This window comes from Enterobacter cloacae complex sp. ECC445 (assembly GCF_021892025.1).
In the GTDB taxonomy this organism is placed as follows: Bacteria; Pseudomonadota; Gammaproteobacteria; order Enterobacterales; family Enterobacteriaceae; genus Enterobacter; species Enterobacter chengduensis.
On record NZ_JAKLRZ010000007.1, the window covers coordinates 231,383 to 242,486 of the forward strand.

An 11,104-nucleotide genomic window follows, 5' to 3' on the forward strand; every position below is an offset into this window, starting at 1 on the left:
CTGTAAAATCATTTTTAATTTACTCCCCCCTTAAGCGGGGGGAGTTTTTATCAGCTCAGATTAACGGCAATCTGTTGATGGGCCTTCTTTCACCCATACGTCGCTGTTCGCTGGGTTATCACCGCGGGTCCACCATTTGGCACGGTAAACGTTACCCTGGTAAGTGGTGGTTTCGCCGCCGTTGTACACCAGGTCAGAACGCCAGTTCATCTTCACGTTGCTCATGAGTTCCCACGCGTCTACGCCGAAGCCAGGCTGGTTGCCCTGAGTCCAGTACTTCGCTTTCCATACCAGATGGTCGAAGCTGACGGTGTCGCCAGTGTTGTAGATTTTGCTGGAATCCCACGCAGCATATTTGCTGGCGTTAGCGTCAACCGGTGCGTCGCAGCTGCCGGTTGCAGTGCCTTCATCAGATGGTGGAGTCACGTCATCAGCAGGCGGCGTCACCTCGTCAGCAGGCGGCGTCACGTCGTCAGCAGGTGGCGTCACGTCAGCTGGTTTCGGATTGACCGTAACCTGGACGTTAGACTGCACGCTGGTTTTGCCATCGCCCACTACCACACTCAGAGTGTAGGAAGAGGTTGAGGTCACTTCTGGCGCAGTGATGGTCACGTTAGCGGTATCAGTACCGGTCGCGTGCATATCTCCCGGAACGCTCCAGGTGTAGGTCAGGCTATCGCCGTCTGGATCTGCAGCCTGCGCGTGCAGGGTATAGGTTTCACCCGCCTGCAGCGTTACCGCTTCCATTGGGTTCACAACCGGTGCCTGGTTAGCCTTCGGCGCCTTGTTAACCACCTGCACGTCAATCGCGTTGCTCAGGCCTTTCGCGTCGGTTACCGTCAGACGGAATACCATGGTCTGATCGCTGGTGACAGCCGCAACGTTGAAGGTTGCTTTCGCTTTGGTGCTGTTGGTCAGGGTCACTGATGGGCCAGAAACCTGAGTCCATTTGTAGGTAATCGCATCGCCGTCAGGATCGCTGGACGCTGAACCATCAAGCGTAACGGTTGCCGGGCCAGAAACGTTCTGGTCTGCAGAGGAAGCGATTGGCGCATGGTTGGTCACAACAGGATCAACCGGCGTTGTGCCGCTGCCCAGCAGGCTTTCGTTCATGGCGTTCAGAATGTCCCCTGTATCGGAATCAATAGACCATGCAAACAGACCCCCCAGGTTTTTCTGGAGTACGTATTTGCCTTTTGCCGCAGTAGAACGCGCGTCTTCATACGAGATCAGGTCGCCGGTTGACTTGTTGAACACGTATGGCGCTTCCGCGTCAGCATCGTAGCCGTATTCCCAGCCTGGTTTACCTTTGTACTCGTTAACGATCTGGCGATAGTCAACAACGCCCGGTTCCCAGGTGCCTCGCACCATACCGGTCGCGGTACCGGTGAATGGATTGTTGCCGGTGTAGCCGTGTACGCCGGTCCAGCCGCGGCCATACATGCCCGCACCCACCACGATCTTGCCAGGCTGTACGCCTTGCTGCAGCAGGGCATCAACCCCGTTTGCGGTGGTGTAGTTGGTGTCTGGTCGCCATGCTGGCGCATTCAGCGCAGCCTGGTGGCCCAGCTCGGTATTGCTCCAGCCGCCGTAGAAGTCGTAGCTCATCAGGAAGATGTGGTCGAGGTACTGCTGAGCAGTGGTGTAGTCCACATCTTCAATCTTGTCTTTACCGGCACCGATAGCGCTGGTCAGCTCATAGGTACGGCCAGTCTGGGCAGACAGCTCGTTCAGCATGGTGCGCAGATCGTGCATCAGCGCGGTATAGGTCGCTTTATCCTGCTGCGGGTTGCCTTTAGTCTCGGTCACACCGCCGCCGCCAGGGAATTCCCAGTCGATATCCACGCCGTCAAAGAATTTCCAGGTCTGCAGGAAGTCTTTAACAGAGGAGACGAAGCGCGCGCGGATGGCCGGGTCGCCCATGTGGAAGAACGGATCGGACAGGGTCCAGCCGCCGATAGATGGCAGCACTTTCAGGTCCGGATGCGCTTTTTTCAGCGCCATCAGCTGACCAAAGTTACCTTTGTACGGGTCGTCCCAGTTGGAGACGCCAGACTGTGGTTTTTGCAGAGCAGCCCACGGGTCGTGGATTGCCACGGTAAAGTCAGGACGGCCCTGGCAGTCGCGCTGCAGCACGGCGAAGCTGTTGCCGCCTTCAACGGTTTTCAGGCCGTCGTTGATGCCGTCACCGCCACAGATTGGAATGAAGCCGTACAGAATGTGGTTGAGGTTCGCGGCAGGAATTTTGTCAACCGGGAAGTTACGGTCGTAAACGCCCCACTCAGGGAAGTAGGCCGCAACCACTTTATCGGTATGCTTCGCGAAGGATTTGTTGTTCTCGTGCAGCGACGTGTTCAGCGGCAGCAGGTGGCTACCGTCGGTATCCGCAACGAGGATCAGCTTGCTGGCGCTTTTCGTACAGCCGCTGTTATTACAAACTTCAACCTGCTCCTGATAACGTCCACCTTTTTTCACTTTGAACGTTGCAGAGCCTGCCGCGCCGCCAGCGCCGGTCCACACGGTTTTACCGTCCAGCAGAACTTTCGCGGAGGTTGGCGCATCGCCGCTCCAGACGTTCCACTCCACTTTGACATCGACGCCGTCATTATGCACTTTGACCAGATTATTATAATCCTGAGCGGCCTGATCCACTTCGACCAGAGCAAATTTGTCATTGCCGGAACCAATGGTCGGTGCACCTGGCGCCGCTGCGAATGCGGAGCTGGTTGCTGCCGCAATAAAGAGCGCCAGATATTTAGGCTTCATAAAATTCATTTGTTATTTCCCGATAAATTTATTCGTAACGTTAATACCCATGCCTTCCTTGAGAACATGGCGTGTTTCGCGTAATGCGTATTTAACTAACCTGACAACCGTGACAAAAAACGTTTTGCTGCGTTGTATTCCTCCATAAAAAGATACAAGCCCCAATTCCGTGTAGCTTATATCCCTTACGATACACTGAGCGCAAAGAGACGTCCTTCTCTTCCACCGTCGAAAAAACTTATAAAAACTCTTGACCAGTACATTTAAAATATGAAAGCAAACTGCTGACCAATAAACACCGCTATTCCAGCAAAAGAGAGATAAGGTCCGAAAGAAATAGTGAGGTTATTTTTATTTAAATTATTTAAGGCGAAATATCCGATAATACCGCTTAGCGCGGCGGCTAACTCAATCGTCGGCAGCGCCTGCCAGCCGCACCAGGCGCCCAGGGCCGCCAGCAGCTTAAAATCGCCATATCCCAACCCTTCCCGGCCGGTCATCAACCGAAATGCCCAGTAGAGCAGCCACAGGGAGAGGTAGCCTGCCACCGCGCCGAACAGCGCATCGCGCAGCGCTAGCGAGTGGCCAACCGCATGGAACAGCAGTCCTGCCCACAGCAGAGGCTGCGTCAGGCAGTCCGGCAGCAGCTGGTGCCGCCAGTCGATCATCGCCAGGGGCAGCAAAAAGGCGGCCAGCAGCCATACGGCAAAGATGGACTGGACGTCAGGCATACACCAGGCGGTGATACCACAAAACAGTGCGGAAAAAAGTTCGATTAAAAATATCCGCAGGGGGATAGCCGTTCTGCACCGGCGGCAGCGCCCGCGTAATACCAGCCAGCTAACCAGCGGAATATTCTCCCAGGCGGAGAGCCTGTGCTGGCAGACCGGGCAGTGCGAGGCCGGAAAGAGCAGATTACCGCTCCCCTCCTCCTCCATCACCATGCCCGGCACGCGCTCGGCAACCACCCCAAGAAAGCTCCCGACAATGCCGCCGAAGATTGCGCTCATTATCGGGAATCCCACCGGGTAAACCTCCCGCATCAGCGCGAAGGTGTTCATGCGGTCTTGCTCCAGGTGAGCTGGACTTGCGCCTTAACATCGCTGAGATGATCGACCGGGGTAAGATCCATTTTCTGCAGCCTGACGCCGGAATACTGGTTTATTTCCCGCAGCCAGTTCTTTAATTCGTAGACGTTTACGCGATTAACGACGAACGACAAGGTCTGTCCATCCTGATGCACCTCCGTCAGAGGAAGATGAATTTCCTGCGCGCTTTTCTCCACCACCGCGCGCGGATTATCCGTTTTGACAATCTGGACCTGGAGATGGTTTTTATCAATTTCACTGCGCATCCAGTTCAGCGTCTCTTTTTGTCTGCTCAGCGTGGCTTTGCTGTTCTGAATCATATTATCCAGCGGGATCATACCCGCGTAATAAATAACTGCCCCCGCTATCGCGGCGGCACATATTTTCAGAATAACTTTTTCCCTGGTGCTGTAATTTTGATAACGAGACTTAAGCTGCGTGATTCGCTCTTTCATTTATGTTTCCCTGCGATCATGGCGGTATAAGGCGCAGAGGTCGACACAGGCTGTAAGGTGAAATCAAAATTTTCCCCCGCCTGTGTTACAAACGTCTGCAATGCGGATTGATTTTGCGAACGGGCGCTCAGCGTCAGCGTGTTTTGCTGAGCATCGTATTCGAGCAGCGTGATCTCCAGCGCGGGCACGGCCTGCCGGGCTTTTTCCAGATCGTCCAGCTGCAGGAACACCCCTTTGGTCTGCTTTTTCATATTTTGACCAAAGTGATATTTGATATTGGTCTGCTGACGCATGCTGGGAAAATGGTGCTGGTAAACCTGCAGGATCTCCTGCTGAACCTGATTTTCCTGCTGCACCAGCATCCAGGCCATCGCGATGCGCGGGCCCAGCAGCAGGCCGAGAGAGAGCAGGCCCGCCGCGGCCATCGCCGCCTTGATGCCCTTAGAGGCTTTCCCCGTGCCCGCTTTCGCACTGAATTCACCGTGCAGAAGCGTGACGCGGCAGGTGCGCCACTGCGGCTGGATCAGGACCAGCGGATGCTGCCAGGGAAGCACGACGTCAACGTCCACACCGTCAGGCGCGTCGCCGTAGCAGCACACCTCCCCCTCTCCGGCTTTTTGCATCAGAAGCGGCAGCAGGCTCGACTCCATTTCGCTGGCGACATGGGGCGATAAGCGCAGCCAGTAGCCCTGATCCATGGCGACAAGCGTGCTTCCGCCTGCCGTCACGGGCAGCAGCCAGGCATCCGGCAGCGCCTGAATCACCTTCAAACCGGCCTCATGACAGCGGGTTAACCACCCGCGCAGGCAGTCGGCGTCGATCGCCACCGCGTCCACCTCGGCACCCTTTTTATGAAGCACCGTCCAGTGAAGGTTATCCACGTCGCCAATCAGCGTCTCTTCCGCCATCCACGAGAACGCCGTCGCCTGCGAGGCGACTTTTTTCGGCAGCGTAAAGTGGCGGAAGATCATGCTGCTGGCAGGCAGCAGCAGGCAAACGCGGGCGGCCAGAGGATGGTCGGCCAGGGCGTCCAGGCTCTCCAGCACCTCAACCTGCTCGCTGCCGGAGACACACCACGTTATTTTCCCGCCCTCGCGGCTGTCGGGACGAACAAAAAGGACCTGTTTCATAGCGTTCTACTTTTCTTATTCAATCATTCGGTAACGACGTTGCCACGTCACGATCTCACCGGCTTCGTTATTGACCTGAAGCTGGCTCACCACGCGAAGCGTTAATTCATCGGTATTGCCGGTATAGTTAACGCGAAAATACCGGCTGTTTATCGAGAGAAGCTCGGCCACCTGCGGGAGATCGTCCTTAAGCTGCGGGAAGGTTAGCTCCAGCGCTTTGCTGAAGGTCTCCATGTTTTCCCAGCCGCTTTCAGGACGCGATTCGATCAGGCGAAGCGCGTCATCTTCAGTTAATTTTCCCGGGAACAGGGCGGCCAACAGGGCGGCCTGCTCCGGTTTCAGGGTATTCACATCCACCTTGCTGGCGGAGTCCGGCAGCGCGCACAGCAGCTTGCTCACCTTCGGGTATGCCGCCGCCGGAAACGCAGGCAGCAGTTTGATCTCCGAGATAGTGCGCATCATCTGGTTAGCCGGCTGACGGGCGGGCACCACGCCAGCCCAGGCGTCGGTCTCGGCGCCGTCTTTGGCGGTGGTAGCGTCACCGTCGAGATAGTCCACCAGCTGAAGGTAAACCTCTTCCGCCGTGGACTGGCTCAGCCCGCTCTGGGTCAGGATCTGCTCAACAATTCGCTCGTTGCGCGGCTTTTCCGGCACGGCAGACTGGGCCTGCCCCTGGGCCGGTTTTTCTAAGGCCAGCAGGTTATTGACGTTGAAGCAGTCCTGGGCGTCTTCCACCTGGCTGACCACCGTGTAGTCATCCCCCTGCGTTTCCAGCGGCTGATGCCAGTCCCCATCAGGGGATAGCGCGTTGCTCTCGCCGCTGGCGTCGCTCTGCAGACGGTCTTTGACCACCTTTTCCTGGGCCTGCATCGCCCAGCGCAGCTGCTGCTGGCTCACCTGGTAATGCGTCTTCTGCAGGTTGCGGCAGAACTGCTGGCTGATTTTGGCGGCCAGCGCCGACATCATCACCAGCAGGATCAGCACCACCAGCAGCGCCACCCCTTTCTGTTTGCGTAAGCCACTCATGGTTTCGCTTCCGGTACGGCCTGCGGCGCGGGTTGCGGTTGCGCAGCAGGGGCGGCCTCCGGCGCGGCGGCCGGTGGCGGCAGATCGCCCGGGGTCATAAACACCCAGCGCCAGGTCTCGCCGTTTTCCATGGTCAGCGTCAGCTCCACCCCGTCCGGCAGGTGCGCCGAATCGCTCCAGCTTTTCTGCCAGCCCTGGCGGTAAAAACGCCACGCCAGGGATTTCACGTCGCTGACGATCGGCACTTCATCCGGCTTAACGTCCGCCGGGCTGTCGATGACCGGCCAGACGTCGCGATACAGACGCCCCTCTTCCAGCCGCCAGCGCACGCGCTCAAGCTGCACCGTACCGCTCACGCCGTTTAGCGTGGTCAGCTCAAGCGCGTCATCCTCCTGGCGGAACAGATCCGGCTCGTTGCGCGGCGCGCGCGCCTGGAGCTGGTAAAAATCACGCTCCATCAGGCTCCAGGCGCGCTGAAGCTGGTTAAGCTTCGCCGCGCTGGCGTCGGTGGCGGAGCTGGTGCGCATTGCGCCATCCAGAATTTGCCAGGCCAGGGTGCTGATCACCGCGAAGATGGTCAGCGCAATCATGATCTCCAGCAGGGTAAATCCGCGCTGGCGTCGGGTTTTGTTCACTTGCTCTCTCCCGGCGGAATGATTTGCAGCGATATCACCGGCTGGCTGTCGTCGCCCTCCGCATACACGCGGATGGCGTTAGCCCAGCCGTTGTCGGCGGTTTTGACCCGCTGCTTGCGCCAGTTCCAGCTGCGCCCGCCCATAATTTCGGTTCCCTGCTGCTCTGCATCCGGGAAGTCGGTTTTCGTGAGCTGCGCCTCCGCGAGCTGGTTCTCGGCCACCCAGCTGGCCTGCAGCGTATCGGCCAGCCCGTGGGTAAAACGCACATTCAGAGAGACCGAGTTCATCAGCGCCAGCGCGGCGGTGGAGAAGATGACCAGCGCCACCATGACCTCCAGCAGCGTCATCCCCGTTTGCTTTTTCTTACCGTTAGCCATCGTTTTCTACCGATACAGGGGCCGCACCTTGCGACACCACGCGGAAGTGATGCGCTTTGTCGTAGCTTTGCAGCGTCAGCGTGAAGCGGCTGATTTCGCCGTCCGGCAAAAAAAGCACCTGCGGATCGGACGTCAGCGTGGCGGCCAGACGCTGCGGCGAGAGCGAAACGTGCATCTCTTCCGGGAAATCCCCTTTGGTGGTGATACGCCCCGCGGATAACGGCACCCAGCGACGCTCGCCATTTTTATCTTCGAGCGTCACCAGCTGATATTTATCCGAAGCGATCGTCAGCCCAACGATATTTCCGTCCATCACCGCACGGTCTGAACCATAATCAACGAGAGCTTTTAATTGCTGGCCAAAAATATCCGCACCGCTGCGCGAAGGTATTGTTGACACCACCATCATGGCGCAGCTGGCAAATATCACCAGCGCCAGAATAATTTCCAGCAACGTAAAGCCGCGTTGATTTTTCATTATTTCTCTTTCTTATCCAGAGACCAGTTCGTAATATCATCGGCGGTATTCGCTTCACCGTCCGGACCGGCAGAGAAGACGTCAACCGCACCGTGTTCACCCGGGCTCACGAGCAGGTAATCGTTGCCCCACGGATCCTGCGGCAGGCGGCGAATATAGCCATCCGCGCGGTAGCCGTTCGGGATTGGCGCGATTTCCGGCTTGGTCACCAGCGCCTGCAGGCCCTGCTCGGTTGTGGGATAACGGTGGTTATCCAGCTTGTACATATCCAGCGAGCCTTCGAGGGCGACAATATCGCTGGTCGCCTTTTGGGCATCCGCTTTTTCTTTATTACCCATTAAATTGGGCACCACCATGCTCGCCAGTACGCCGAGAATAACAATGACCACCATTAATTCGAGCAAAGTGAAGCCCGCCTGGCGCGCCAGGTTTTTACGTTTTAAAGCCATGATTTAACCTACCATATTATTAAGTTGCAGAAGCGGTTGTAATATTGACAGTACGATGAATAAAACAATCGTTGCCATCGAGACCACCAGCGCCGGTTCAAATACCGACAGCGTTAAGGTAATGCGATGCTGTAATGCCGATTCCTGGTTTTCCGCCGCGCGGTCCATTAAGTTGCCTAATTCGCCGCTCTCTTCCCCGGAGGCAATCATGTACAGCATGGTGGGCGGAAAGAGCTTCGCCTGCTCCAGGGCGGCGTAAAGCGATGCCCCCTGGCGCACGGTATCCGCCGCCTGCTCCAGCACCTGCCGCGCATAGAGGTTTTCGATACCGTCCATCGCGATATACATCCCCTCCAGCAGCGGCACGCTGCTGGCCTGCAGGATGCTCAGGGTGCGGATATAGCGGGCGCTGTTGATGGCGCACACCAGCTTTTTGATCGGCGAACCGTTGACCAGCCAGCTGTGCCAGCGAAAGCGGTTTTTCGCGTTTCGAAGCCAGGTTTTAAATCCGACCGTTCCGCCGCCCAGCACGCCGACAATATAGATGCCGTAAGCCTGCAGGAAGTCGCTCACCGCAATCAGCGTGCGTGTGGTGATCGGCAGCTGCTGCTTCATGTGGGTGAACTGCTCGATCACCTGCGGCACCACCGCGACCAGCAGAATGCTGATGACCGCAATGGCCACCACCGTCAGGGTGATCGGGTAGACCATCGCCTGCGTCAGCTTGCTTTTCATCTTCTGACGCTGCTCGTTGTACTCCGCCAGCTTCTCCAGCACGTCGCCCAGGTGACCGGTCTTTTCACCGGCCATCACCAGCGTGCAGTAGAGTTTGTCGAAGGTGCGCGGAAACTGGCTGAAGGCGTCAAAGAGCGTGTGCCCCTCCACCACCTTCTCGCGAATTTCAACCACCATCGCCGCCAGCTTTTTGTCCTCCGTCTGCTTCGAGATGGCCTTCAGCGCGCTCTCCAGCGGCAGCGCGGCGTTGACCAGCGTGGAGAGCTGGCGGGTAAACATCGACAGCACCGGCGTGGAGAGCTTTGCCCCGGTTTTCGCTTTTCCGGCAGCCGCCGCTTCGCGGGTTTCGGTGATGCTGACGGGCATTAGCTTTTGCTCGCGCAGCATCTGGCGAACCTGCTTTTGCCCCTCGGCCTGCAGCGTGCCGCGCTGGGTTTTCCCCGCCGCATCCGTCGCCGTCCAGGCGTAGAAGGCCATTACGCATCTCCTCCACGCTCGGCGGTGACGCGCATCACCTCTTCCAGAGAGGTGATGCCGCTTATCACCTTCAGCAGTCCGTTTTCGCGCAGGCTGTAGGCCTGCTTAAAGAGCTGCGTTTCGATGGACATTTCGTCCTTATCTTCATGAATGGCGCGGCGCATGGTGCTGTCCACCACCAGGAATTCATGAATACCGGCACGGCCCTGGTAGCCGCTCTGGCGGCAGTGCTCGCAGCCCACCGCGCGATAGATCGCCTTCGGCGGCGCGTCCATAAAGCTGAACAGCGCTTTTTCATTGGCGTCCAGCGGACTGGTGGTCCGGCAGTGCGTGCACAGCCGACGCACCAGACGCTGGGCAATGACGCCGAGCAGCGATGAACCGATTAAAAACGACTCCAGCCCCATGTCGCGCAGACGCGTAATCGCCCCTGCGGCGCTGTTGGTGTGCAGCGTAGACATGACCAGGTGACCGGTGAGCGACGCCTGCACCGCAATTTGCGCGGTTTCACCGTCACGAATTTCCCCGATCATCACCACGTCCGGGTCCTGACGCAGGATCGCGCGCAGCCCGCGGGCAAAGGTCATGTCCACGCGCGGGTTAACCTGCGTCTGTCCCACCCCTTCCAGCTCGTATTCAATCGGGTCTTCGACGGTCAGGATGTTGCGTTCATGGCCGTTCAGCGCCGAAAGAATGGCGTACAGGGTGGTACTTTTACCGGAGCCGGTCGGCCCGGTGACCAGGATAATGCCGTGCGGGCGGTCGATCAGCCCTTTTAACTTCTCCAGCTCTTCATCAATCAGGCCAAGCTTGTTGATGTCGGGCTTCAGGTTGCTTTTGTCGAGCAGACGCATGACCACGCGCTCGCCGTACTGGGACGGAATGGTCGAGACGCGCACGTCGATCGCCTTGCGCCCAATGCGCAGGGAGATACGGCCATCCTGCGGCAAACGCTTCTCGGCGATGTCGAGTTTTGACATCACCTTGATGCGCGACACCAGCAGCGGCGCGAGCTTGCGCGCCGGCTGCAGCACCGGGCGCAGCACGCCGTCGACGCGAAAGCGAATGCTCAGCGTACGCTCGAAGGTTTCGATATGAATATCCGACGCGCCGTCCTTCACCGCCTCGCCAAGAATGGCGTTGATCAGGCGGATCACCGGCGAGTTTTCGTCGTTGTCGAGCAGATCCTCGTTATCCGGGATCTCCTCGGTTAACGCCATCAGATCGATATCCGCGTCCATATCATCCACCAGCTGCTGCGATACGCCGCTGCTCTGCTGCCAGATTTTCGCCAGCAGCTCGTCAAAGGCTTCCGGCGTCAGGGTCACCGGAACGAACGCGCGTCCCAGCACCCGACGCACCTCCAGCAGCGCGAACGCCGGGGTGTCCTCACGGATATAGACGTCATTGTTGTAAAATAAAACGCCGTTATCTTTTGCGTAGCTGCTGCTACACAGGGTTTTACTCAGCTCGTCCACGTGGCCCCTC

The 11,104-nt window shown here is 57.9% G+C and carries 11 protein-coding genes; all 11 read right to left on the reverse strand.

The genetic code is table 11. The features are described 5' to 3' along the window. Window positions 1-60: 60 nt before the first annotated feature. On the reverse strand, window positions 61-2,775 hold the full coding sequence (locus tag L6R44_RS09010; protein WP_237423935.1) for a glycosyl hydrolase family 18 protein: 2,715 nt from the start codon (window positions 2,773-2,775) through the stop codon (window positions 61-63). Between the two features lie 254 nt (window positions 2,776-3,029). Further along, window positions 3,030-3,827 (reverse strand): prepilin peptidase, encoded by a 798-nt coding sequence (locus L6R44_RS09015; protein ID WP_237423936.1) that lies wholly within the window; start codon window positions 3,825-3,827, stop codon window positions 3,030-3,032. Then, window positions 3,824-4,309, reverse strand: a complete 486-nt coding sequence (gspM, locus tag L6R44_RS09020) for a type II secretion system protein GspM (RefSeq protein ID WP_237423937.1) — start codon at window positions 4,307-4,309, stop codon at window positions 3,824-3,826. The genes L6R44_RS09015 and gspM overlap by 4 nt, the downstream gene beginning before the upstream one ends. Next, the gene (gene gspL / locus L6R44_RS09025; protein WP_237423938.1) at window positions 4,306-5,439 is read right to left on the reverse strand and encodes a type II secretion system protein GspL; all 1,134 of its coding nucleotides are present in this window, start codon (window positions 5,437-5,439) and stop codon (window positions 4,306-4,308) included. Before gspL ends, gspM begins: the two co-directional genes overlap by 4 nt. A gap of 15 nt (window positions 5,440-5,454) precedes the next feature. Beyond that, window positions 5,455-6,465 (reverse strand): type II secretion system minor pseudopilin GspK, encoded by a 1,011-nt coding sequence (gspK, locus tag L6R44_RS09030; RefSeq protein ID WP_237423939.1) that lies wholly within the window; start codon window positions 6,463-6,465, stop codon window positions 5,455-5,457. Continuing rightward, window positions 6,462-7,100 carry a type II secretion system minor pseudopilin GspJ gene (gspJ, locus tag L6R44_RS09035; RefSeq protein WP_237423940.1) on the reverse strand — a complete coding sequence of 213 codons (639 nt, stop codon included), beginning with the start codon at window positions 7,098-7,100 and terminating at the stop codon, window positions 6,462-6,464. Before gspJ ends, gspK begins: the two co-directional genes overlap by 4 nt. Next, window positions 7,097-7,477, reverse strand: coding sequence for a type II secretion system minor pseudopilin GspI (gene gspI, locus L6R44_RS09040; protein ID WP_237423941.1), 381 nt, complete (start codon window positions 7,475-7,477; stop codon window positions 7,097-7,099). Before gspI ends, gspJ begins: the two co-directional genes overlap by 4 nt. After that, window positions 7,470-7,955 carry a type II secretion system minor pseudopilin GspH gene (gspH, locus tag L6R44_RS09045; protein WP_237423942.1) on the reverse strand — a complete coding sequence of 162 codons (486 nt, stop codon included), beginning with the start codon at window positions 7,953-7,955 and terminating at the stop codon, window positions 7,470-7,472. The genes gspI and gspH overlap by 8 nt, the downstream gene beginning before the upstream one ends. After that, window positions 7,955-8,404 carry a type II secretion system major pseudopilin GspG gene (gene gspG / locus L6R44_RS09050; RefSeq protein ID WP_032639173.1) on the reverse strand — a complete coding sequence of 150 codons (450 nt, stop codon included), beginning with the start codon at window positions 8,402-8,404 and terminating at the stop codon, window positions 7,955-7,957. Before gspG ends, gspH begins: the two co-directional genes overlap by 1 nt. Before the next feature lie 3 nt (window positions 8,405-8,407). Next, window positions 8,408-9,616, reverse strand: coding sequence for a type II secretion system inner membrane protein GspF (gene gspF, locus L6R44_RS09055; protein WP_032639172.1), 1,209 nt, complete (start codon window positions 9,614-9,616; stop codon window positions 8,408-8,410). Further along, a complete protein-coding gene (gene gspE / locus L6R44_RS09060; RefSeq protein WP_237423943.1) occupies window positions 9,616-11,094 on the reverse strand; it encodes a type II secretion system ATPase GspE in 1,479 nt (492 codons plus the stop codon). Before gspE ends, gspF begins: the two co-directional genes overlap by 1 nt. Window positions 11,095-11,104: the final 10 nt, after the last annotated feature.